The 22,819-nt window shown below is 69.3% G+C and carries 25 protein-coding genes; 14 read left to right on the top strand and 11 right to left on the bottom strand.

Annotation, left to right across the window (positions count from 1 at the left end; translation table 11 throughout):
* Position 1 precedes the first annotated feature (1 nt).
* On the top strand, positions 2-421 hold the full coding sequence (locus E1294_RS32850; RefSeq protein WP_132514856.1) for an ATP-binding protein: 420 nt from the start codon (positions 2-4) through the stop codon (positions 419-421).
* A gap of 236 nt (positions 422-657) precedes the next feature.
* Here the strand turns inward: E1294_RS32850 and E1294_RS32845 are convergent, their stop codons facing one another.
* A complete protein-coding gene (locus E1294_RS32845) occupies positions 658-1,035 on the bottom strand; it encodes a site-specific integrase (RefSeq protein ID WP_132514855.1) in 378 nt (125 codons plus the stop codon).
* Between the two features lie 201 nt (positions 1,036-1,236).
* Here E1294_RS32845 and E1294_RS32840 point away from each other — a divergent pair, with 201 nt between their 5' ends.
* From E1294_RS32840 to E1294_RS32830, 3 genes are all read left to right on the top strand, one after another.
* On the top strand, positions 1,237-1,710 hold the full coding sequence (locus E1294_RS32840; protein WP_132514854.1) for a pyridoxamine 5'-phosphate oxidase family protein: 474 nt from the start codon (positions 1,237-1,239) through the stop codon (positions 1,708-1,710).
* Between the two features lie 829 nt (positions 1,711-2,539).
* On the top strand, positions 2,540-4,855 hold the full coding sequence (locus tag E1294_RS32835; protein WP_132514853.1) for a sodium-translocating pyrophosphatase: 2,316 nt from the start codon (positions 2,540-2,542) through the stop codon (positions 4,853-4,855).
* Positions 4,856-5,348: 493 nt separating this feature from the next.
* The gene (locus tag E1294_RS32830; protein ID WP_246083454.1) at positions 5,349-5,816 is read left to right on the top strand and encodes a SixA phosphatase family protein; all 468 of its coding nucleotides are present in this window, start codon (positions 5,349-5,351) and stop codon (positions 5,814-5,816) included.
* A gap of 1 nt (position 5,817) precedes the next feature.
* Here E1294_RS32830 and serB read toward each other — a convergent pair whose 3' ends face one another.
* From serB to E1294_RS32815, 3 genes are all read right to left on the bottom strand, one after another.
* Positions 5,818-7,038, bottom strand: a complete 1,221-nt coding sequence (serB, locus tag E1294_RS32825) for a phosphoserine phosphatase SerB (RefSeq protein ID WP_132514852.1) — start codon at positions 7,036-7,038, stop codon at positions 5,818-5,820.
* A 144-nt stretch (positions 7,039-7,182) separates the two neighbouring features.
* Positions 7,183-8,205 carry an S-adenosylmethionine:tRNA ribosyltransferase-isomerase gene (locus E1294_RS32820; protein WP_132514851.1) on the bottom strand — a complete coding sequence of 341 codons (1,023 nt, stop codon included), beginning with the start codon at positions 8,203-8,205 and terminating at the stop codon, positions 7,183-7,185.
* Entirely contained in the window at positions 8,202-8,858 is a 657-nt protein-coding gene (locus E1294_RS32815; RefSeq protein ID WP_132514850.1) for an SDR family oxidoreductase, read from the bottom strand. The genes E1294_RS32820 and E1294_RS32815 overlap by 4 nt, the downstream gene beginning before the upstream one ends.
* Positions 8,859-8,951: 93 nt before the next feature.
* Here E1294_RS32815 and E1294_RS32810 point away from each other — a divergent pair, with 93 nt between their 5' ends.
* A complete protein-coding gene (locus E1294_RS32810; protein WP_181958591.1) occupies positions 8,952-10,067 on the top strand; it encodes a GAF domain-containing sensor histidine kinase in 1,116 nt (371 codons plus the stop codon).
* Positions 10,064-10,687 (top strand): response regulator, encoded by a 624-nt coding sequence (locus E1294_RS32805; RefSeq protein ID WP_132514849.1) that lies wholly within the window; start codon positions 10,064-10,066, stop codon positions 10,685-10,687. The genes E1294_RS32810 and E1294_RS32805 overlap by 4 nt, the downstream gene beginning before the upstream one ends.
* A gap of 17 nt (positions 10,688-10,704) precedes the next feature.
* Here E1294_RS32805 and E1294_RS32800 read toward each other — a convergent pair whose 3' ends face one another.
* Positions 10,705-11,424: a hypothetical protein gene (locus tag E1294_RS32800; protein WP_165977594.1), complete on the bottom strand. Its 720-nt coding sequence runs from the start codon at positions 11,422-11,424 to the stop codon at positions 10,705-10,707.
* 69 nt (positions 11,425-11,493) lie between these two features.
* On the opposite strand from E1294_RS32800, the gene E1294_RS32795 reads away from it, so the two are divergent.
* The 4 genes from E1294_RS32795 (at position 11,494) to E1294_RS32780 (ending at position 14,427) form a co-directional block, all read left to right on the top strand.
* The gene (locus E1294_RS32795) at positions 11,494-12,282 is read left to right on the top strand and encodes an ABC transporter ATP-binding protein (protein ID WP_132514848.1); all 789 of its coding nucleotides are present in this window, start codon (positions 11,494-11,496) and stop codon (positions 12,280-12,282) included.
* Between the two features lie 126 nt (positions 12,283-12,408).
* Positions 12,409-13,332: an SPFH domain-containing protein gene (locus tag E1294_RS32790; RefSeq protein WP_220448057.1), complete on the top strand. Its 924-nt coding sequence runs from the start codon at positions 12,409-12,411 to the stop codon at positions 13,330-13,332.
* 87 nt (positions 13,333-13,419) lie between these two features.
* Positions 13,420-14,175, top strand: a complete 756-nt coding sequence (locus tag E1294_RS32785) for a sulfite exporter TauE/SafE family protein (RefSeq protein WP_132514847.1) — start codon at positions 13,420-13,422, stop codon at positions 14,173-14,175.
* A 45-nt stretch (positions 14,176-14,220) separates the two neighbouring features.
* The gene (locus E1294_RS32780; protein WP_246083453.1) at positions 14,221-14,427 is read left to right on the top strand and encodes a hypothetical protein; all 207 of its coding nucleotides are present in this window, start codon (positions 14,221-14,223) and stop codon (positions 14,425-14,427) included.
* Here E1294_RS32780 and E1294_RS32775 read toward each other — a convergent pair.
* The 5 genes from E1294_RS32775 to E1294_RS32755 all read right to left on the bottom strand — a co-directional run bounded on the left by E1294_RS32775 (position 14,420) and on the right by E1294_RS32755 (position 17,856).
* A complete protein-coding gene (locus tag E1294_RS32775) occupies positions 14,420-15,253 on the bottom strand; it encodes an NAD(P)H-binding protein (RefSeq protein WP_132514845.1) in 834 nt (277 codons plus the stop codon). The two genes, E1294_RS32780 and E1294_RS32775, sit on opposite strands and share 8 nt — an antisense overlap.
* A 28-nt stretch (positions 15,254-15,281) precedes the next feature.
* Entirely contained in the window at positions 15,282-16,181 is a 900-nt protein-coding gene (locus tag E1294_RS32770; protein ID WP_246083452.1) for a Rieske (2Fe-2S) protein, read from the bottom strand.
* A 42-nt stretch (positions 16,182-16,223) separates the two neighbouring features.
* Positions 16,224-16,835: an HD domain-containing protein gene (locus E1294_RS32765; RefSeq protein ID WP_132514844.1), complete on the bottom strand. Its 612-nt coding sequence runs from the start codon at positions 16,833-16,835 to the stop codon at positions 16,224-16,226.
* A gap of 153 nt (positions 16,836-16,988) precedes the next feature.
* Positions 16,989-17,639: a hypothetical protein gene (locus tag E1294_RS32760; RefSeq protein WP_132514843.1), complete on the bottom strand. Its 651-nt coding sequence runs from the start codon at positions 17,637-17,639 to the stop codon at positions 16,989-16,991.
* A gap of 1 nt (position 17,640) precedes the next feature.
* Positions 17,641-17,856 carry a hypothetical protein gene (locus tag E1294_RS32755; protein WP_132514842.1) on the bottom strand — a complete coding sequence of 72 codons (216 nt, stop codon included), beginning with the start codon at positions 17,854-17,856 and terminating at the stop codon, positions 17,641-17,643.
* 668 nt (positions 17,857-18,524) lie between these two features.
* Here E1294_RS32755 and E1294_RS32750 point away from each other — a divergent pair.
* Together E1294_RS32750 and E1294_RS32745 are read left to right on the top strand one after the other, a co-directional pair.
* Complete coding sequence (locus tag E1294_RS32750) at positions 18,525-19,388, top strand: helix-turn-helix domain-containing protein (RefSeq protein ID WP_132514841.1); 864 nt, start codon at positions 18,525-18,527, stop codon at positions 19,386-19,388.
* A gap of 20 nt (positions 19,389-19,408) precedes the next feature.
* The gene (locus E1294_RS32745; protein ID WP_342775109.1) at positions 19,409-19,663 is read left to right on the top strand and encodes a DUF397 domain-containing protein; all 255 of its coding nucleotides are present in this window, start codon (positions 19,409-19,411) and stop codon (positions 19,661-19,663) included.
* Positions 19,664-20,092: 429 nt separating this feature from the next.
* On the opposite strand, the gene E1294_RS32740 is transcribed toward E1294_RS32745, so the two are convergent.
* Positions 20,093-20,362, bottom strand: coding sequence for a DUF6082 family protein (locus E1294_RS32740; RefSeq protein ID WP_132514840.1), 270 nt, complete (start codon positions 20,360-20,362; stop codon positions 20,093-20,095).
* Between the two features lie 430 nt (positions 20,363-20,792).
* On the opposite strand from E1294_RS32740, the gene E1294_RS32735 reads away from it, so the two are divergent.
* Together E1294_RS32735 and E1294_RS32730 are read left to right on the top strand one after the other, a co-directional pair.
* Complete coding sequence (locus tag E1294_RS32735; RefSeq protein ID WP_132514839.1) at positions 20,793-21,887, top strand: CapA family protein; 1,095 nt, start codon at positions 20,793-20,795, stop codon at positions 21,885-21,887.
* A 56-nt stretch (positions 21,888-21,943) separates the two neighbouring features.
* A partial coding sequence (locus tag E1294_RS32730) for an alpha/beta fold hydrolase (RefSeq protein WP_132514838.1) occupies positions 21,944-22,819 on the top strand: 876 nt, incomplete at its 3' end.

The raw sequence follows: 22,819 nt of genomic DNA, 5'->3' as shown, positions 1-22,819 counted from the left end.
CATGGCTACCGTCGAGCTGACGTTCAGCGCTCTCCCCGCGCATGTGCGGACCGCACGGCTGGTGGCCACGGCGATCGCCCGCCGCACCGGCGTGGAGGAGTCCCTGCTGGACGAGGTCAGGCTCGCCGTGGGTGAGGCATGCTCCCGGGCGGTCGAGGTGCATCGCGCCCACTGTCCGGGAGAACCCATCCGCATCGAGCTGCGTGACGACTCCGGCCGCTTCGAGGTCACGGTCAGCGATCATGCTCCCAGCGATGAGACCAAGCCGGAACAGCCCCTCGACCTGGGCATGCTTTCTGACTCGTTCATGTCGGGCTTCGGCATAGCGGTCATCGAGGGCCTGGCCGACGACGTCGAGGTCTTCCCCGGTCCGAAGGGCACCAACATCCGCATGAGCTGGCCCGCCGGCAACGGCGCGTGATCGGGTCCGCGCGAGTGCCTTCCGCCGCCTGGCCGCTGGGCGCCTTTCTGGCGCCCAGCATCAAACCCTCCATCCTGTACGGCAAGCCGACGAGACCCGCCCGCCGACCATGGCTGAGGGCCTCCGGGAGTGCCGCGATCTTTTGGTGATCAGAGGGCTGACCTGGGGCTTTTAGGCTGCTAGGGGGCCGTTGTCGGTGGGTTGGCCCGTGGGATGCGTTTTCGCTGGTCACAGGCTCAGGGGAGATCGTTTGCCCGGTTGGGGCCGCTTCGATCTTCGCGTTCGTCGTGTCTTCCCCGGTGTCGATCCGATGCATGTGGACGGCTGCCGTCCGCAGCGGGCGGGAAGTCGTTGAGGTAGGCCCGGAGGATGGCGACGAGTTCGGGCGGGATCGGCATGATGCGCATGGCCGTTGTCGCCCGGTGCTTGAGTCCCTCCTTCTCATGTCGTTCCCCGGTGTCGGTCCACAGCGTGCCGACGTCGGGAGCCGCACCAGTGAGGGTGAGCTTGCCCCAGCCCCGTAAAGGTAAGTGGCATCCGTCTACGGTGAGCGCCATGACTTCGGAGGGACGTAGCCCCGCGAAGAGCATGATGTCGAAGAAGGTGTGGAGCATCGGTCCTCAGTGCTGGTTGCTCGGGTAGAACCGCAGTTTCGGGATAGCGGCGATGATGCGCCGCGGCTTGTTCCAGGGTTGGGACAACCAGCGGAGAGTCGGAGGGCAGGACCAGCCCGGCACCGCACGTTTCGTAGGCAGTGTCGAATCTGTCCTCCGCCCGTTCGTCTTCAGGATGTGAGCCTTCATGAAGGAGTAGCCATGTCCTCAGCAACCCTGCCGCCAGCACGTGACCTCCCACAGCGACGAGCCGGCGCCTTTGACCGTCTGAGCAGCGGATCCCAAATGTGGCTGGCCACCGGGAGCGACGGTCACGGGGCACACCTGATCCCAGTCGCCTACGTGTGGGACGGCTCGACCTTGACTACCGCGACCTTCCGCCGCAGTCGCACGGTCTCAAACCTGCGGGCGAGACCAACGGCGCGGTTGGCGATTGGGGACACCGCCGACGTCGTCCTGATCGATGCCTGCACGGTTCTGCTCGACGTACCCAACATCGACGTAGCCTCAGCCAAGGCGTACGCAAAAGTATCGACAGACCCACGCAACGCCCCGAACATGTTCCTGTACATCCGCCTCGTCCCCAAGCGCATACTCGCATGGAATTCTCTGGCAGAGTTCAGCGGCCGTACTCTCATGCTCGACGGTTCCTGGCTTGATGTCCCCGTTGACTGAGGCTAAGGCGACAGCGCCGCCGTACCAACCACCTGTGTGATGACTTTCCCTACTAGATCAAGTCCGCCCGGTCGAGCCGGGCGAGCACCGGGCCTCCTCGGCCCGATGGGGGATCTTGCCGGCGCCACCCACGGCAACCCTTAGAGCGGCGGCACCCCGGAGCGCTTCGGGCGGGCCCGGGCCGTACACGGAAATTTGACTCCGAGGTCGAGCGCCTGCATGACACTCTTGACACCTTGACCGGCCCCTGACACATCCCGCCGACGCCGCTCCTCAGAGCCCGGCGAGTCCGCACCCGGGGGAGTAAGCGCCCAGCGGGATCGTCGCGGGCATCACCTCGCCGGCGGGCCGAAGGGCCAGAGTGCACGTGCGCGGCGGATCCCGTGTGGAGCCCCCGCAGTCCGTGACGGACGCATGATCGAGGGCGGCGGCCGCCGGAGTCGCTGCCGCCCCGATGGCGGCAGCGATGCCGGCGCTTCGCGGGAAACCATCCACAGCCTGTGGATGACATGCCCCCGCCCCCACTTACCGTTGTTTCGGTCGGCACGTATCATGGCCATGTCATGACCGTAAACCAAGAGAAATTTCGCCTGTCAGGCCCCAAACCGGGTCGCTGGCAGGGATTTACTGGACGCTTGCACAATTAGCGGCCTTCAGAGCCTTCATATCCGTGGAGTGCCTGCGTAGACTCCCGGCACCGGCCAAGGTGATCCGGCGGAACGCGGATTCAACCGGAAGCGGCACCCACAACCCGGATGGTGCCGCAACACCCGCCGAGGAAGAGTGCAGCACCGCCCGGGCAGGACGACCGGTCTTGCCGAGGAGAACGATGAGCAGGCACATGCTGGCACTGGAGCCAGCGTCCAATCTGGCCCTGAGCGGAAACAATCTCACCATCGTGATCGTGGTCGCCGCGGTCGCACTTATCGCGCTAGCCGTCGCCGGCGGCCTGGTACGCGAAGTGCTGTCCGCCGGCCAGGGCACCGAACGTATGCAGAACATCGCGCGCGCCGTGCAAGAAGGCGCCGCGGCCTACCTAGCCCGCCAATTCCGCACGCTGGCGATCTTCGTCGTCGTGATTCCCTTCCTGCTGCTCCTCCTACCTGGAGAGATGGACGTCCGCATCGGGCGATCGATCTTCTTCGTGGTCGGGGCGGTGTTCTCCGCGCTGACCGGGTTCATCGGCATGTGGCTGGCCGTGCGCGGAAACGTGCGCGTCGCCGCCGCGGCCAACGACTCCGGCGAGAAGCGCGCCATGCGCATCGCGTTCCGCACCGGGGGCGTGGCCGGGATGTTCACCGTCGGCCTCGGCCTGCTCGGCGCGGCCGTGGTCGTGTTCATCTACCAGGGCAACGCGCCCGGCGTGCTCGAAGGCTTCGGCTTCGGAGCGGCGCTGCTGGCGATGTTCATGCGAGTCGGCGGCGGCATCTTCACCAAGGCCGCCGACGTCGGCGCCGACCTGGTCGGCAAGGTCGAGCAGGGCATCCCCGAGGACGACCCGCGCAACGCCGCCACCATCGCCGACAACGTGGGCGACAACGTCGGCGACTGCGCCGGCATGGCGGCCGACCTGTTCGAGTCGTACGCGGTCATGCTGGTCGCCAGCCTCATCCTGGGCCGCGTGGCCTTCGGCGAGGAGGGGCTCGTCTTCCCCCTCATCGTCCCGATGATCGGTGTGCTCACCGCGATCATCGGCATCTTCGTCACCGGGATGCGCGACCGCGACCGCAACGGCATGGCGGCGATCAACCGCAGCTTCTTCATCTCGGCCGCCATCTCGGCGGTGCTCGTCACGGCGGCCGCGTTCTGGTACCTGCCCAGCAGCTTCAGCGGCCTGACCGGCGCCGCCGTCGAGTCCACCGCCGACCCGCGGCTCATCGCCATCGGCGCCGTCCTCATCGGCCTGGTGCTGGCGAGCGCCATCCAGCTGCTGACCGGCTACTTCACCGAGACCAACCGGCGTCCCGTGCGCGAGATCGGCGAGAGCTCGGCCACCGGCCCGGCCACCGTCATCCTGGCCGGCATCAGCGTCGGCCTGGAGTCGGCCGTCTACTCCGCCCTGATCATCGGCGGCGCGGTCTACGGCGCGTTCCTGCTCGGCTTCGGCAACGTGACGATCGCGCTGTTCGCGGTGGCGCTGGCGGGCACCGGCCTGCTGACCACGGTCGGCGTCATCGTGTCGATGGACACCTTCGGCCCGGTCTCCGACAACGCCCAGGGCATCGCCGAGATGTCCGGTGACGTCGAGGGCGAGGGCGCCCGCGTGCTCACCAGCCTGGACGCCGTCGGCAACACCACCAAGGCCATCACCAAGGGCATCGCGATCGCCACGGCCGTGCTGGCGGCGACCGCGCTCTTCGGCGCCTTCCGTACGGCGGTCGAGACCGAGCTGACCGCGGCGAGTGCGGCGGTCAAGGAGACGCTCGGCACGTTCGCCTCGTTCAGCCTCAGCATCGACCAGCCCAACGTGCTGGTCGGCCTGATCATCGGCGCCGCGGTCGTGTTCCTCTTCTCGGGGCTCGCGATCTCGGCGGTCGGGCGGGCCGCGATGCGCGTGGTCTTCGAGGTGCGCGACCAGTTCCGCAACAACCCGGGCATCATGGACGGCACGCAGAAGCCGGAGTACGGCCGGGTCGTCGACATCTGCACCCGCGACTCGCTGCGCGAGCTGGCCACGCCCGGCCTGCTGGCGGTCATGACCCCGATCGCGGTCGGGTTCGCCCTCGGCTACGCGCCGCTGGGCGCGTTCCTGGCCGGAGCGATCGCCTGCGGGACCCTGATGGCGGTCTTCCTGTCCAACTCGGGTGGGGCCTGGGACAACGCCAAGAAGCTGGTGGAGGACGGTCACCACGGCGGCAAGGGCTCGGAGGCCCACGCCGCCACGGTCATCGGCGACACGGTCGGAGACCCGTTCAAGGACACCGCGGGCCCGGCCATCAACCCGCTGATCAAGGTGATGAACCTGGTGGCGTTGCTGGTCGCCCCGGCGGTGGTCCTCTACGCGGGCAGCCCGGCCATCCGCATCGGCATCACCGTGATCGCCGTGGGCGTGGTGGTCGCGGCCATCATCGTGTCCAAGCGGCGGTCGGTGACGAGCGAGCCGGCCAACGACAACAAGCGCGACAAGGAGCCCGTCGCGTCGTGACCGGCTGAACCCGTGAACGCCCGCTTCCGTCATGGGAGGCGGGCGTTCCGCTTTCCCGGGCGTTCCGCTTCCCCGGGGGGTCCCCGCTTCCTCCGGGAGATTCCGCCGCCCAAGAAAGTCCTGCTGTCCGGGGAGGTCCTGGTTCTCGGGATCCTGCTGTCCGGGGAGGTCCCGCTTCTCGGGGTCCAGCTCGTCGGGGAGGTCCTTTCCAGGGGCCGGCTTCCCGAGGAGGTTCCTTTCCGGGATCCGGCTCTCGGAAGCGTGCGATTCTCCAGGAAGCGCCCAGGGGAACGTCTTCCCCGGGAAGTCCGGGGTAGATCCGGATTTCCAGGGGAGTCGAAGGACCTGAGCGTCCCGATGGGAGACTGGGCACGTGAATGATGACAAGCGGCCGAGCGGAGGCAAGGCCCTGGGCTTCATCCTGCTGGCGATGCTGGTCGTCCTGGCCGTGCTCGTCGGGCTGGCCACCTGGGCGACGAGGAATGGATGACCGGTGCGGACCTTGATTGTGCTGCGTCACGCGAAGGCCGCTCAGATCGCCGGCCTGCTCGACCGCGAGCGGCCGCTGACCGACCGGGGCGAGCGCGACGCCGAGCGGGCCGGCGACGAGATCAGGGCGGCCGGGTTCACCCCCGAGGTGGTGCTCTGCTCGCCGGCGATGCGGACCAGGCGCACCGCGGAGCTCGCCTTCCCCGACGCTGAGATCAGCTACGAGCGCGACATCTACGAGGCGTACTCGGACGAGCTGCTCGATCTGGTGCGCAGGTGTGATCCCGGGCTGGGCACCGTGGTGTTGTGCGGGCACAACCCGGGCGTGCACGAACTGGCGCTGGGGCTGGCGGGCGGTGACTACGTTTTCAGGCCCGGGGCCTTCGCGGCGATCCGGGTGGAGCCGCCGTGGGCGGAGCTTTCTCCGGGTGCGGGCCGTCTGGTCACCCGCTGGGATCCCAAGGAGGGCTGACTCAGCCTGCCGCGAGCGCGCCGTCCTCGGCGTCGGCCGCCTCCACCTCGTCGCGTGAGATGCCCAGCAGGTAGAGGATGGAGTCGAGGTAGGGGGTGTTGACCGCGGTGTCGGCCGCCTGGCGTACGACGGGCTTGGCGTTGAAGGCGATGCCCAGCCCGGCCGCCGCGATCATGTCGAGGTCGTTGGCGCCGTCGCCGATCGCCACCGTCTGCGAGATCGGCAGGCCGGCCTCGCGGGCGAACCTCTCCAGCGCCCGCGCCTTGCCGGGACGGTCGACGACCTCCCCGACCACGCGGCCGGTCAGCCGGCCGTCGATCACTTCGAGCATGTTCGCCGCGGAGTAGTCGATGCCGAGCTCCTCCACCAGGCCGTCGGTGATCTGCGTGAACCCGCCGCTGACGATGGCGAAGCGGTAGTCGAGCCGTTTGAGCGTGCGGACCAGCGTGCGGGCGCCCGGCGTGAGCACGACTTCTTTGCGCACGTGGTCGAGCACCTCGGCGGGCAGCCCTTCGAGCAGCGTCACCCGCCGCCGCAGGGACTCGGCGAAGTCGAGCTCGCCGCGCATGGCCTCCTCGGTGACCCTGGCGACCTCGTCGAGGCAGCCCGCGTGCGCGGCCAGCAGCTCGATGACCTCGCCCTGGATGAGGGTCGAGTCGACGTCCATGACGATCAGGCGCTTGGCCCGCCGCGACAGGCCGGTGCGCTGCACGGCCACGTCGACCTCCTGGGCGGCGGCCTCGGCGGCCAGCTCGACCCGCAAAGACGTGGGGTCGGCTCCGGAGACGGACAGCTCGATGCATGTGACGGGCCACTGCGCGAGGCGTTCGATGCGGTCGATGTTGGCCCCGGCGGCGGCGATGCGGCCGGCGATGCCCGCGATGGCAGCCGGTTGCAGGGTGGCGCCGAGCACGCTGACCGACAGGCGGCCGCGGCGGCGCTGCTCCTTGGCCTGTGAGCCGGTGGACAGCTCCACCTCCATGCCGAGGTCTTCGGCCACCCGCTCGACGGCGGTCCACATGGCGCCGAGCGTCGTGCCGGTGCCGGTGGAGGGGCCGCCCGCGTACGCGACGAGCACGCCGAGCGTGAGCCGGCCTCGGATGACGACCTGTTCGATGTCCGAAACGGTCACCGGAAAGCCGGACAGAACGGAAAAAAGCCGTGAAGTAACGCCCGGGCGGTCAGGGCCGTTCAACGTGATCAGGAGGGTGCGCTGGTCCACATCCAGTCACGGTACTGCGCCCGGTCCGATGCTCGTGAAGCAGGATGGGCATTCGGACGTGGGCGTGGCGACCGGAGTGCGCCGTTCGCCGGCGCGCCGCCGGTCGGCAAAATGTCGGCAAAGGGCCGGCTCGGCAGGCTCAGGCTAGCTCTGCAGGATCAGGTGGGTGTCGCCGAACTCGTGCCACAGATACCGTTCCCGCAGCGCCGCCTCGTACGCGCGGGCCAGCACGTTCTCGCCCGCGATCGCGCTCAGCATGAGCAGGTGGCTGGAGCGCGGCTCGTGCAACCCGGTGATCAGCCCCGTGACGGCCCGCACGCCGAGCTCAGGCGTGACGACGTGCCGGGTCCAGCCCGCCGACGCGGCCACGCGCCCGTCCGCGCCGACGGCCGTCTCCAGAGCGCGTACGACCGTCGTGCCCGTGGCCACCACCCGGTTGCCGTTCTGCCTGGTCAGGTTCACCAGCCGCGCCGTGGGCCCCGGCACGTCGTACCGCTCCGCGTAGGGCGGCTCGTCCTTCTCCGGCGAGGCCACCCCCGTGTGCAGGGTGATCGGCGCGATCCCGATCCCGCGCGCCACGAGCGCCGCCACCAGGTCCGCGGTGAACGGCCGGGCCGCGCTCGGCATCTCGGCGCTGCCCGGCACGGTCGCGAACACCGTCTGGTAGTCCTCGATCGGCCAGTCCCGCTCCACGTACGAGTAGCGGATCGGCACCCCGTGACCGCGCAGGTACCGCTTCACGTCCCGGTCGAGCTCGGCCCGCCACAAGCGCGGCGTCTCCCGCTCGATCAGCCGCAACGTGGCCCGCCCCGGCAGCGGCAGCCACTCGCCGGGCTCGCCGCCGCCGTAGGGCTCGGACGCCTTCGAGGTACGGCGGCGCAGCTCCACCAGCCACGTGCCGTCCTCCCGCGCGGTCGAGAAGTGCACGGCCAGCCGGTCCAGCCGGACGGCCGCCGGCAGGGTCGCCGAGTTGTTCACCACGATCAGGTCACCGGGGTCGAGCAGCCGCGGCAGGTCGGCGAAGCGGTGGTGGAGGGGGTCCAGGTCGCCGCGCGACACCATCAGGCGTACCGCGTCCCTGGCCGTCCCCCTCGCCTCCGGCGGTTCGTGGGCGGACAGACCGGGCGGCAGCGAGAAGTCCAGCGCGCCGGTCAGCGACGCGGTCATTGGAGGCTCACTTTGCCGCTGGCCGGGCGGGCGCCGACCAGGTCGTGCAGCGCCGTGGCGACCTTGGCGGGATCGGTCGCCGCCCCGGCCTCCTCGGCGCCCACGGCGTCGGCCAGCATCCGGGTGTTCATCTCGCCCGGGTCCACCCACCAGACGCGCAGCTCGGGCTCCTCGGCGGCCAGCACGTTGGACAGCTGCTCCAGAGCCGCCTTGGTGGCCCCGTAGCCGCCCCAGCCCTCGTACGGGCCCGTGGCGGCGTCGGAGGTGACGTTCACCACCGCGCCCTGGGCCGCCCGCAGCGCGGGAAGCGTGGCCTGGATGAGGGCGAGGGGCGCGGTCACGTTAGTCTCCAGCAGCACCCTGAACGCCTCCAGCGGATAGCCCGCGAGCGGCGGCAACGGGGTCACACCCAGGTCGCTGGCGTTGTTGACCAGCAGATCCAGCTCGGGAGCGGCCCGCGCGAGCCGCCGGACGTGCGCCGGGTCCTTCACGTCGCCGGGGATGGCGGTGGCGCCCAGCTCGGCGGCGACCCGTTCCAGGTCGTCCGCGCCGCGGGCGGTGAGCACGAGGTTCCATCCCGCTCCTGCCAGGGACCTCGCCAGGGCGAGGCCGAGGCCGCGGGACGCGCCGGTGATGAGTGCGGTGTTCGTCATGCCCACGACGTTAGGAACGCGACGCCCGGCGGACATCGGCCTGAGGGCCGGACCGGCCCTGGGGACATGGTCCTAGGACCTTAAGGTGGGGACGTGGCCACCGACCGAGACGCAGTCCTGCACGCGGTGAGCTCCGCGGTCCTCGCGGTCACCCGCCACCTGTCCGTCCGCGAGGTGCTGCAGGTCATCGTACGCTCGGCGCAGCGGCTGCTCGACGCCCGCTACGCCGCGCTCGGCGTGCCCGACGACGACGGGTCGTTCGCCGAGTTCGTCGCCGAGGGCATCACCGACAAGCAGTGGGACGCGATCGGGCCGCTTCCGAGACAGCACGGCATGCTCGGGGCGATGCTCCGCGACGGCGCCCCCGCCCGGCTGCCCGACCTGCGTGAGGACCCGCGGTTCGAGTGGTGGCCGAAGGCGCACCCGGTGATGAAGGACTTCCTCGGCGTCCCGATCCGCGACGGCGACGAGGTGCTCGGCATCATCTTCCTGGCCAACAAGCGCACCCCCGGCGGCTTCACGCAGGAGGACCAGGACCTCCTCACGCTCTTCGCCGCGCACGCCGCGATCGCGCTGACCAACGCCCGCCTCTACGAACGCGGCCGCGAGCTGGCCATGCTGGAGGAGCGCAACCGGGTCGCCCACGAGCTGCACGACGCGGTCACCCAGAAGCTGTTCTCGCTCAGGCTGACCGCACAGTCGGCGCAGGCCATGCTCGACAAGGCCCCCGACAAGGTCGCCCCTGAGCTTCAGCGCGTCCAGCGGCTGGCCGGTGAGGCTCTGACCGAGCTGCGCGCCGTGATCGTCGAGCTGCGCCCGGCCGAGCTCGACCGGCACGGCCTGTCGGAGACGCTGCGCAAGCACGTGCGCATGCTCGACCGGCTCCACCCGTCCCTGGTCGTGTTCGAGTGCGGTGAGCTGCCGCCGCTGGACCCGGTGGTCGAGGTGGCGGCGCTCAGGGTGGCTCAGGAGGCGCTGCACAACGCGCTCAGGCACTCCGAGGCGTCCCGCGTCTCGGTGCGCCTGGCATACGAGGAGGGCAAGCTGGTGTTGAGCGTCGAAGACGACGGCAGAGGCTTCGAGCAGGCCGACTCGCGTGGCCTGGGCCTGGCGTCGATGCGTGACAGGGCCGAGTCCGTCGGAGGCGTCATGACCGTCGAGTCGGCCCTGGGCAGGGGGACCACGGTGCGCGTGGAGGTGGGCGTGTGATCCGGGTGCTGATCGCCGACGATCATCCGGTGGTGCGTCAGGGGCTGCGTACGTTCCTCGACCTGCAGGACGACATCACCGTGGTCGCCGAGGCGGGCGACGGGGCCCAGGCCGTCGAGCTGGTCGGCGAGCTCCGCCCCGACGTGCTGTTGCTGGATCTGAAGATGCCCGTGCTCGACGGTCTCGGCGCGCTGGAGCGGCTGACCGGCACGGCGACCAGGATCGTCGTGCTGACGTCGGTGAGCGACCGGTCCGACGTGGGTCCCGCGATGCGCGCGGGCGCGTCCGGGTTCCTCTACAAGGACGTCGATCCGTCCGCGCTGGTCCAGGCGGTGCGCGCGGTGCACGGCGGCCAGGTGCTGCTCGCGCCCGAGGCGGCGGAGGCGATGCTGGCCTCGCCCGACGGCGCGTCCGGCGTGCCGGGAGCGGTGCCGCTGACCGAGCGCGAGCGGGAGGTGCTGGCGCTCATCGCGGCCGGCCGGTCCAACAGGGAGATCGCGAGGAGCCTGACCGTGGCGGAGAAGACGGTCAAGACCCACGTGTCGAACGTGCTGATGAAGCTCGGCGTGCAGGACCGCACCCAGGCCGCGCTCTACGCGGTACGCCACGGTCTCGGCTGATTCCACGGCGGACGCGGTCACTGGTTCCTGATCGGCTCGAAGATCGCGTGGTGGGCCGCCACGAGCGCGCGGCGTACCGCACGGTCGAGTTCGCGCAGCGCCGCTCCGCGCGCCGCGACCTGCGCGACGGTGAGGCCGCGGTCGTCGGCCAGGCGCAGCACGGTGGCCAGCCGCGTGGCGAGGGTGGCCACGCGGTGGGCCCGGGCCGGATAGCCGGGCGCCAGCTCGCCGCCGCGCTGCCCCAGCCGGTCGGGACGGTTGGACACCGGGCCGTCGACGGAGGTCAGCGCCTCGGTGGCCGACCGCATCGCGTCGGACAGGTCGCGCTCGGCCTCGGCGAGCGAGGGCAGGTCATGGCGTACGGGGCCGGAGTCGTGCACTTCCAGGCGCACGCCGACGTAGGACGATCCGCGGTGGTCCGGCAGAGGCAGCAGGCCGGTGTTCTGGCCGTCGGCCACGGCGATCGCGGCCTGACCGACGTCGACCGCGGCCGAGTTGAACGACGCCGGGCCCGACAGTCCCAGCGGGTCACCGGGCGCCGGCAGGGCGAGCCGCAGCTCGCGCAGGCCGCCCACGCGCAGATTTGCGAGGTATTTACGCAACGGAACGTCGCCCGCGACGACGGGACCGCCGACGGCTTCCACGTGGTCAGCCGCCTCGTCGAGGCCGACGTGACCGGCGAGCCAGGCGTTCCCCCAGGCGACCAGGGAGGGACAGACAGGCGATTCAGGGCGCACCGATCCACGATAAGCGCTCGCCCTGCAATAGGTTTGTCCCGTGGGTGACTCCTGAAGGAGGGATCGGGGATGGGTGGTCAGGTGCTGCGGCTCCAGGACGTCGCCGTCAGGCGCGACGGAGCGGCCCTGCTGCGCGGCATCGACTGGACGGTCAACGAGGACGAGCGTTGGGTGGTCATCGGCCCCAATGGCGCAGGTAAGACCACGTTGCTGCAGGTCGCTGCCACGTTGCTCTATCCGAGTGAGGGCCTGGTCGAGGTGCTCGGCGAGCGGTTGGGACAGGCGGACGTCTTCGATCTCCGGCCGCGGATCGGGCTGGCGAGCGCCGCGCTGGCCGAGCGCATCCCGCCCGAGGAGAAGGTCATCGACCTCGTGCTGACCGCGTCGTACGCGATCATGGGCCGCTGGACGGAGGAGTACGACTCCAACGACGTCACCAGGGCCGTCGAGTTGATCGACATGATGGGCGCGGCCCACCTGATCAGGCGGCGGTTCGGCACGCTGTCCGAGGGCGAGCGCAAGCGGGTGCAGATCGCCCGCGCGCTCATGCCGGACCCGGAGATGTTGCTGCTCGACGAGCCGGCCGCCGGGCTCGACCTGGGCGGGCGTGAAGACCTGGTGCGCCGTCTGTCGCTGCTGGCGGGCGACTACCGCTCGCCGACGCTGGTGCTGGTGACGCACCACGTGGAGGAGGTGCCCTCGGGGTTCACGCACGGGCTGCTGCTCCGGCACGGCTCCGTGGTGGCCCAGGGGCCGCTGGAGCACGTGATGACGTCCGACAACCTCTCCCACACGTTCGGCGTGCCGCTCTCGTTGGAGAGGAGCGGCGAGGGCCGCTGGTACGCCCGTCCTCACTAGATCGCCTTTTATGCCGATAAAGTCGGTCGACATCGGTCGACATCGGTCGACACCGACTGGACACTGCGAATGACAGAAACCAAATAGGATCTACGGAGTCGGTCCCCTCGGCTCCGGAGCGTTGCCATGTCCATCGAGCAGCTCATCGTCGCCCTTGTCGTGGTCGCGGCGGTGGGTTTCGCGGTGGTTCGTACGATCCGCATCATCCCGCAGGCCACGGCTGCCATCATCGAGCGCCTCGGCCGCTACCACCGCACGCTGACGCCGGGGCTCAACCTGGTGGTGCCGTTCATCGACCGCATCAAAGACCTGATAGACCTGCGTGAGCAGGTGGTGTCGTTCCCGCCGCAGCCAGTGATCACCTCCGACAATCTGGTCGTCTCCATCGACACCGTCATCTACTTCCAGGTCACCAACCCCAAGGCGGCCACCTACGAGATCGCCAACTTCCTGACCGGCGTCGAGCAGCTCACGGTCACGACGCTGCGCAACGTCGTCGGCGGCATGGACCTCGAGCGCACGCTGACCTCGCGCGAGGACATCAACACCGCGCTGCGCGGCGTGCTCGACGAGGCCACCGGCAAGTGGGGCATCCGGGTCAACCGGGTCGAGCTCAAGGCCATCGACCCCCCGGCCTCCATCCAGGACTCGATGGAGAAGCAGATGCGCGCCGACCGCGACAAGCGCGCCGCGGTCCTGGCCGCCGAGGGGCAGCGCCAGGCCTCCATCCTCGCGGCCGAGGGCGAGAAGCAGGCCTCGGTGCTGCGGGCGCGGGGCGAGGCGGAGGCGGCCGTGCTGCGCGCGCAGGCGGAGGCCGAGGCCCAGGCCATGCGCGCCAAGGGGCAGGCCGACGCGATCGGCATGGTCTTCAAGGCCATCCACGAGGGAAAGCCCGACCAGCAGTTGCTCGCCTACCAATACCTGCAGACCCTGCCCGAGATCGCCAAGGGCGAGGCCAATAAGATCTGGATCGTGCCGTCGGAGATGGGCAAGGCGCTGGAAAATCTCGGCGGTCTTTTCACACCCCCCAAGAGCTCGGACACCCAGTGAGCAACCCGCTGCGAGGGCCATCGCCCCGGCCTCAGGCATGGCCGGACGGCGGTCCGACGAGCGGGTTTCTCGGGTCAAGGAGGGTTTGTGACGGGGTGGGAGCTGGCTGCGGTCTGCGTGGCCGGGGTGATGGCGGGCGCCATCAACGCGGTCGTCGGGTCAGGGTCGCTGATCACGTTCCCCACGCTGGTGGCGGTGGGCATCGATCCCGTCACCGCCAACGTGTCCAACACGATCGGGCTAGTGCCGGGCTCCTTCACGGCCGCCTACGGCTACCGCGTCGAGCTGCAGGGCCAGCGTGACCGCCTGCTGCGCCTGGGCGCCGCCTCGGCGGTCGGCGCGCTGATCGGCGGCGTCCTGCTGCTGTTCCTCGACCCCGACGTGTTCGAGGTGGTCGTCGTCGCGCTGATCGCGCTGGCCTGCCTGCTGGTCCTGGTGCAGCCCAGGCTCAACGCGTGGCTGGCCGAGCGGCGGGGGCACGCGCATCCGCACGGCGGCGCGGCGTTGTGGCTGGGCGTGCTGGCCTCGGGCGTCTATGGCGGCTATTTCGGGGCCGCCCAGGGGGTGTTGCTGATCGGGCTGATCGGCATCTTCCTCGACGACGGCCTCCAGCGGGTGAACGCCGCGAAGAACGTGCTCGCGCTGCTGGTCAACGCCGTGGCCGCGGTGCTGTTCACGGTGGTCGCGGACGTCGACTGGCAGGCCGTGGCCGGGGTGGCGCTGGGCGCGATGGCCGGCGGCTTCCTGGGTGCCAGGCTGGGCCGGCGCATCCCGGCGCCGGTGTTGCGCGGGGTCATCGTCTGCGTGGGAATCGCCGCCATTATCGTACTGGTGTACGGATAAATTCCCGGCTATCTGGGTATGAATCTGTACATGAAGGGTGATTGGGTGGAGATCGTCATTGACGCGGGAGGGTCACCGCGCACCTACGAGATCACGGCCACCCGCGCCGGCCGGCGAGTCGAGGTGAACACGCGGCGGGGGCTCGTCGAGGTCAGCGAGGTCACCAGGACCGGCACCCCGGTGCGCACGGCCCGGTTCATGTCCAGCCGCATCCTCGCACTCGTGGAGCACCCCGCCGACGAGGTCAGCTGAAGTCCGCCGCGCGGTCCTCCGCCCACCGGCGGAACGTCAGCGGAGGGCGGCCGAGCAGCCGCTCGACGGTGCCGGTGACAGGCTCGGGACGGGTCACGAACCCTCCCCAAACCTGCAACGCGAGGTCCACGAAGGCCGGGTCGCCCCAGGCCGCCCTGAGCTGCTCGCGGGCCTCGTCGACGGGCAGTTCCTCCCAGCGCACCTCGCGGCCGAGAACCTCGCCGATGATGCGCACCTGCTCGGCCTGGGTGAGCTGCTCGGGGCCGGAGAGCGCGTACGCCGCGCCGTTGTGCCCAGCGGAGGTGAGCACGTGCACGGCCACGGCCGCGATGTCCTTCTCGTGGATCAGGGACCTGGCGGCCTGCCCGAACGGCCAGCGCACGACGCCCTGCCTGATCTGGTCGGCCCACATGAGCGTGTTGGCCGCGAATCCGCCGGGCCGCAGGAAGGTCCAGCCGACTCCCGAGTGCCGGATCAGCCGCTCCACCCCCTGGTGGAAGTACGTCGGCTCCTCGTCGTCCGCCACGTCCTCGACGTCCGCCGACAGGTAGACCACGCGCCGCGCATGCTTGGCGATCGCCGTGATCGTGCCCGCGGCGCTCTCGGCCGAGGTACCAGGCCAGAGCAGGAACACGCTCTCCACGCCGTCGAGCGCCGGCTCCAGGGTCTCGGGGGCGGTCAGGTCGCCGCGTACGGTCTCGATGGGCAGCCGCACCCGTGCTGGATCCCTGGCGAGCGCCCGGACCTCCAGCCCCGCGTTCGCGAGCCGGGTCACCACGTGCCTGCCAACGTTGCCGGTCGCGCCGGTCACCAGAATCTTTCCCATGCGGCGACCCTAGGACCTCAAGCTAAGTTCAGGTCAACCCGGGGCGCACCTGGAGCGTGCCGTCGCGCCTGACGCGCGTCTCGAACATGGGCGCGGGGGCGGTCGCGGGCCCGTGCTTCACCGAGCCGTCGGCCAGCCGGAACGTGCTGCTGTGCCACGGGCAGACCACGCACGCCTCGCCGTCCTCCATGACGAGCCTGCCCTGGTGCAGCGGTCCGGCCAGATGGGGACAGCGGTCGCCGAGTACGGTCACGGCCTCGCCCTGGCGCAACACGAAGAGCTGGATGTAGCCGAGCCTGCGCGCCACAGGACGGCCGTCGGGCAGGTCTCTCAGCAGACACAGGTCGTGCCAGCCCAGCGGCACCAGATGGGTGACCTGCGGGGCGTGGTTGGCCCCGGCCGCCTGCCGGTAGGCCAGGTGGCCGCCGAGATAGGCGCCGAGACTGCCCACGCCGAGCCCGGCGAACGACAACAGCCGGCCGGGGCGTTCGTGCCCGCGCAGCCGTGCCAGCAGCGAGGCGGAGAACAGGCCGAGGGCGGCCACGTTCGACGCCATGTGCACCAAACCCACCCGCTGCTGCTCGCGGTGGAGCGACGACCAGTCGGTCAGCCCTGCCGCGGCCGTCGGCAGGGCGTTGGCGATGCCGGTGGCCAGCAGCAGGCGGGAGGCCCGGGGGTCGGCGCGCGCCAGGTCCAGCACGGCGGCCGACATCCAGCAGCCGAGGCTCACCGTGGCGAGCGGCGGGTGCAGCGGCTTGCCGGTGGGCACGCCGTGCAGCAGGTCACGGACCCGCCCCTGGGGGATGCGCCGGCGTACGGCCTTCGCCAGCGTCCTGACGGCCTTGTCCATGGCTTTCGACTTCTCGAGCCGATCGGCGAGGGCGACCGGCCCGGCGAAACCCCGTAGCTGCCGACGCTTCGCTCGCACTTCCTCTTTCACGACAAGTCCCCTACCCCGGCCATGAGGGCATCACTCGGACAGGTGACCTCTGGCCACGGACAGCTCAACCAGCTCCAATGCGTACGAACCGAGTGAGGGTGAGCCCTCCTCGATGATCCGCACCTTCTCCCTGACCTGGGCGGCCGTCACCTTGAACAGCGGCCAGGTGCCGCCCTCCGTGTGGTGGTTGGCCAGGATCGGGGCGAACCGGTCGAGCGCCTTGGCGAACTTCGCCTCAGGCGTCTTCCTGGCCTCGAACTCGTCCCACAACTCCCGCATCCACGCCGCCTGGTCGGCGGGCAGCAGGCCGAAGATGCGGTCGGCGGCGGCCCGCTCGGCCTCGGCCTGTGCCGAGACGGCCACCGGGTCGTAGACGAAGGTGTCACCGGCGTCGATCTCCACCAGGTCGTGCACCAGGAGCATGGCCACCACCCGTTGGAGGTCGGTCCCCGGCGGGGCGTGCTCGCCGAGGACCATCGCCAACGTGCCCACGTACCAGGAGTGCTCTGCGGTGTTCTCCCGTCGCGAACCGTCGATGAGATGGTTGCGGCGAATGATCCGCTTCAACTTGTCGATCTCGATGGCGAAGGCGATCTGGGTGTTCAGGCGGTCCTCTTCTGGTGCGATAGTCACGCGCGACACCCTAATGTGCGGTGATCACCCAGGATGGTGAAATCCTGACCGGAACTCCGTTGAACACTGCGTGACGACTCGGAACGTCGGGCGCATGGGGAAGCCCCGGAGCCCCCGCGGTCTCCGGGGCTTGTGCCCTGGGGTATGCGCGGTCCCCCAGGTCTAGTGGCCGGCTCGCGTCAGCGTCAGGTCCGCGCGAAGATCAGGCGGCTCCTCGAAGTCGGGCCGTAGCGAGATCCACGCTCGCCGGCCGTACAACCTGTCCAGGCCGGGGGAGGCCGCGCCCGGAGCCTCGTCGCGCCGGACGACCTCCACGATCAGGAACTGCGACCGCGTGCGGTGCCGGTAGACGTTCGCGTTCCTGGCCCAGCACGCTGCGGCGATCTCCTCGCTGTACGCCTCGAACTCCTCGGCGCAGATCCCGGCCCTCGTCAGGATAAGGGCCTTCTCGCCCCTGGACGTGGGTGTGATCCAGAGGACCAGCGGGATCCGCCCCGCCCTGGTGTGCATCGTGGTCTCCAGGCAGACCCGCTGCAGGCGGTGCCGGGAGATCACGCACCAGACGTGGGAGGTGATCCAGCCGCGGCCGGTCCTGGTGACGGCCGGCACCGAGATGGCGCTGCTGAGCAGGATGACGGGCATCCACCGGCCCTCCTGGGTGGCGCCGAGCAGCGTCAGCGTGAACAGCGTCAGCGCCGCCGCGAGCAGAAGCTCCGTACGGATCCGCCAGAGCCTGACGAGCCGGCCGCTCCGGCCGGCGGCGGGCAGGTCCTCGTAGCCGGGGTAGATCTGGTTGCGCGGGTTCCTCGGCACGTCAAGACACCTCCTCCGTCACGCGGTGCGGGAGGCGGAGCTGGTCGAAGCGCGGGTCGCGGTAGCGGCGGGCGCCGAATCGCACCCGCTCGACGGTCCAGCCCATGCGGTGTGCGAACTCGTCGGGCTCCATGCAGATTTCCCGGTCGGCCCATGCGACGAGTTCCCGGATCCGGGACTTGATTCGGCTGAGTCCCTTGGTACCTTGTGAGTACATAGAAGACCCCTTTCGCGGCATTTTGAGGTGGCTTCTTGGCCGGTCCGACGGCTGATGGCCGGTCTCGTCGCAGGGTGGCAGCCCATATGCGGCGAGTCGGATGTCAGCCGCGGCCCGGCTTTTTGCGTGCTCGAATGAGCGGACTCTCGCTGCGCGGTCAGGCGATGAAATGGTCCTTCCGGCAAGTGGCCTCCCTGGGGTGGATTCTCAGGTCCGGGACGGCGACGTTGCCGGCGAGACGGCCCGCGTGGGGGCGCGTGATCGTGGTCGGAAGGCCCGATGCGTACGGCCGTGTGGTCATGTCCGGCCTCCTCACCATCCGAGGTCCCTCCTGAAATCGATCGTCCCCCTAGGCCCGCGATGCTGCAAGGCTTTAGGCAAGGGAAGATTTAACTTTCTTCGCGATTTGCTTCTTGGCTTGCGATGCAACTTGCACGAGAAGAGTCAGAGGCTGGTCGACCTGGCACGAACTCCGGTATCCCGCCCGGGATCCGCCGCCCTACGGAGCTCGTCTTGCCCCTACGCTCCCTCCGTGAAAGCCTTCCTGGCAAGGCCGTACGCGACTCTTCATGCAAGTTGCAGTGTAAGATTGGCCGAACGGCCCACAAAGCCGGGCCCCAAACGACCCCTTCCGGCTACACCTTCATTCCCGACAAGGAGAGTGGACGGTGCCATCGCAGCAGGGCAGTCCCACAGTACGCAGGCTCCGGCTCGGGCAGGAGTTGCGCATCCTCCGGGAGCGAAGGAAGCTCACCGGCGCCAAGGCCGCTCGCGAGCTCGGCTGGTCGGCGAGCAAGGTCAGCCGCATCGAGGCGGCCAAGACCATGCCCGTCGCCGACGACATCAAAGCCCTGGCCGAGCTCTACCGCATCGACGGAGGGAAACTTGACGAGCTCTTCGGCCTGTTGCGGGATGCGGAGCAACGCGGGTGGTGGGAAGATTACGAAGACACTCTTCCCGAGGAATACACAAGATTCCTCGGGCTTGAGGCGGAGGCGACATTCCAGCGCGACTGGGAACCCCAGGTTGTGCCTGGCCTGTTGCAGACCGAGGACTATGCCAGGGAAGTCATTCTGGCGACCCGGGGCATCGCGCGCATCACGCACAGTGGTGTCAGGAGTCGGGTCGAGGCTCGTCTCGACAGGCAGCAGCGAGTGCTGCACAGGGCCGATCCCTGCTCTGTTGTCGCGGTGCTCGACGAGTCGGTGTTGATGCGACGTTTCGGCGAGTCCGCCGTGATGCGGGAGCAGATGGAGCATCTCCTGGAGATCTCGATGTTGCCGCACGTTAGTGTCCGAGTCCTCCCGTTGGATTCACTTCATCCGGTTAACACTGGTGCCTTCATTCATCTGAAATTTTCGGCGTTTGATGATGTTGTGTACCTTGAGCAGCTGTACACTGCTGACTTTGTCGAGGATCTCGAACGAGTGGCTGGATACGAAATAGCTTTCGATCACATCCAATCGGAGGCTCTGGGCGAGGATGAATCCCGTGTTCTCATTCAGCGTAAAGCCATGCGTTGGCGAAGGTAGTAAAAGGCCATAAGGGGGCGATGGAGCCCTTTTATGTATTTGGAGAGAAAATGTACATCCATACTAAGACGGAAGCTTGGCGGAAGAGCACCTTCTGCAACGGCGCAGGGGCCTGTGTCGAGGTCGCGCCCTTGGCTGATGGCAATGTCGCGCTAAGGGACAGCAAGACGCAGGACGGGCCCGTGCTGGTCTTCACGCCAGGCGAGTGGGCAGCCTTCACGGCAGGTGTTCGCCAGGGTGAGTTCGACCTGACCGCACTAGGGGCAGGCGCATGACGAACGGCCCTGGCAAGTTGGTGGCACAACCTTTCAGGGCCGTTCGGGTGGAGGCATGGCACGCCTCCGGCTTCCCGCACTTCCGCAGTCTGGAGCAGAGAAGACTTGCACATCATGACACATCCGCGGCCGCGATGATCAATCATCGGCACGCACCTTTCTGGTTCGGCTCCACCATGTGATCCCGACTACGACCAGCGCCGCCGCAGCAGCGCTTGGCGCGGCGAGCAGGCTCCTCTGGGCTTTCGAGGCTCCGACATGGCGGCTGGGTGCCCCGGGCCTCCACCGTCTGCACCGTCTGCCGCCAGGCGCGGTCGATCACTGTGACGAATGGCCGGGGCGCGCCGACGGCCTCGCGTGCCCTACCAGAAACGCCTGCCGACTTCCGTGCCGAGGAAGTCGTGGCGCGCACATTCTTGGAGCACCGGCTCAGGCCGGCACGGGATTTTCTATCTGCAGCTGCAGAAGCTGGAAATGGTGGGATCGCTCCGCCTCCTCGCGTGCAAACCTCATTTCCCTGGCTTGCACGCCGATGACGATGAGCGCTAAAGCGGAGAGCACGGCGGATGCGGCGCCGTAGGTCTCGCCGATGTCACTCGGCGGCGGCCGATGTGAGCGGGCAGGCAGGAGGAGGCTCAGCAACAACGGCGAGAGCAAAGTCGCAGCCAGTGCCCCAAGCGCGATCGTCGTGAGCAGCAACGCCGACGAGCGCGACGGTCGCCGAGGGTGACGGGGGACCATGGGCGCAAGGTGTCATACGAATGACTCACGTACCAGAGGCGACGCGGGCCGGGTCCTGTGTGGCGGGTGGATATGCCCTGGGCAAGGGCGACTTGCTCTGACAGGCCTGTGCCGACACCTCCGCATCCTTCTGCTCGTCCGCGACCAGGAGCGCGGCCGCCGCCGTCTTCGACGGGTGCCTTCAGCCGCCACGTCGACGATCCTGCGCTTCAGCACGGCCGGCCTGACGGCCTCTCCCTGAGTCCTGGGGATCGCTGGCACGTCGATGGATGACGAGACACGCCACGCGATGTCCGATTTGTTGTCAAACGAGAGGACTGCACGGTAATCCGCCCCACATGGCATGCTCGATCCCTGGAAGACAGGATTCGAGTGGAAGTGGCGGTAGATGAGACTCCCCCATGCCCTCCCGGCGCTCGCTGTCGTGGTGTCCCTGACCGCATGCTCGTCTCCGCCGGAAAGGGAGCCGCAACGCGGGCAGGTGGAGCAGCAGCGGGCACCTTCCACTCCCTCGGCCACCCCCTCGGCGAAGCCGACGCCGCAGCGGCGGCCGTACACGATCTCCTTCGGCGGGGATGTGCACTTCGAGGGGATGTTGCGCCCCCGGCTCTCCAACCCGCGCACGGCTCTGGGGCCGATCGCGAGCGTGCTACGCAAGGCGGATTTATCCATGGTCAACCTGGAGACGGCCATCACCACCGGGGGGACGCCGGCGCCGGGCAAGGAGTTCACGTTCAGGGCCCCGCCCAGCGCGTTGAGCGCGTTGAAGGCATCCGGGGTCGACGTGGCGTCCATGGCCAACAACCACGGCATGGACTACATGGACGACGGGCTGGCCGACACGCTCGCGGCGATCAAGCGCAGCAAGTTCCCCGTGGTGGGGATCGGGAAGGACGCGGCGCAGGCGTACCGGCCGTACCGCAGGACCGTGAACGGCAACCGGGTGGCGATCATCGGGGCCACCCAGGTCATGGACGCGGAGTTCATCCAGTCGTGGACGGCTGCGGCCGGCAAGGGCGGGCTGGCCTCGGCCAAGGACGAGGCGAGCCTGCTGAAGGCCGTACGCAAGGCGCGCAAGAATTCCGACACGGTGATCGTCCACCTGCACTGGGGGACCGAGATGCAGAAGTGCCCGAACCCGGCGCAGCGCTCGCTCGCTCCCAAGCTGGTCAAGGCGGGCGCCGACGTGGTGGTCGGTGGGCATGCCCACATCCTGCTCGGGTCCGGATATCTCAAGAACGCGTACGTCAACTACGGCATGGGCAACTTCGTCTTCTACAACTCCGATCCCGCGACCACGGGCAGGACCGGGGTGCTGACGTTGACGATCAACGGGCGGAAGGTGCTGAAGGACGCCTGGACGCCGGCCACCATCCAGGGCGGTGTCCCGGTGCCGATGAAGGGGTCGTCCAAGACGCGGGCGGTCGAGGACTGGGAGGAGTTGCGCTCCTGCACGGGCCTGTCGGCCCGGCCCGACAGGTGATCCGCGCGGACTCTCGTTGGTATTCTGCTGGACGGTGCGTCCAATAGGAGGTCGCGATGCGGTGGGTCGAGTCCGGTGACGTGCGGCTGGCGCTGGTCGAGGAGGGCGACCCCGACCGGCCGACGATCGTCCTCCTCCACGGCTATCCCGACACCCACCGCGTCTGGGACGAGGTGGCTGCACTCCTGCGCGACCGTTTCCACGTGGTGCGCTACGACGTGCGCGGGGCCGGCGGGTCCTCCGCCCCGCGCGACCGACGCGCCTACGACTTCGACCACCTGATCGCCGATCTCGGTGCCGTGCTCGACGCCGTGGGCAAGCCCAGGGTCCACCTCGTGGGGCACGACTGGGGCTCGCTGCAGGGGTGGGAGGCCGTCGCACGGGAGGGGATCCGTGACCGGGTGGCCTCGTTCACCAGCCTGGGCGGGCCCGGGCTGCGGCAGATGCGGCATTTCGCGCGGCACGGGCGGCGGCGCGACGTCGCGGCGCAGCGGATGAGGTCGTGGTACATCGGCGCTTTCCTGCTGCCCGCGCTGCCCGAGCTGGCCTGGGGCTCCATCATGCCGCGGATCGTCACCCGCACCCTGCTCGGCGAGGGCGTCACGCCACGGCCCGGGCATCCGGCGCCCACCCTGGCAGAGGACGGGCGCAACGGGCTCTGGCTCTACCGGCGCAACATGGCCGCCACACTCGGCGACCCCGGCCTCGATCCGAGCGTCTCCGACGTGCCCGTGCAGCTCATCGAGGCCACGCGGGACCGGTTCGTGACGCCTGCGCTGCCGGCCTCGTTCGATCGGTGGGTGAGCGGGCTGTGGCGCCGCAGGCTCGCGGCCGGGCACTGGGCCCACCGCAGCCGTCCCGAGGCCGTCGCCGGGATGATCGCCGAGTTCGCCGGCCATGTCGAGGGCGCCAAGGCCGGCACGGCGTTGCTG

The organism is Nonomuraea diastatica (genome assembly GCF_004349015.1).
Classification (GTDB): Bacteria; Actinomycetota; Actinomycetes; order Streptosporangiales; family Streptosporangiaceae; genus Nonomuraea; species Nonomuraea diastatica.
This window is presented reverse-complemented; position numbering and strand designations above follow the sequence as displayed.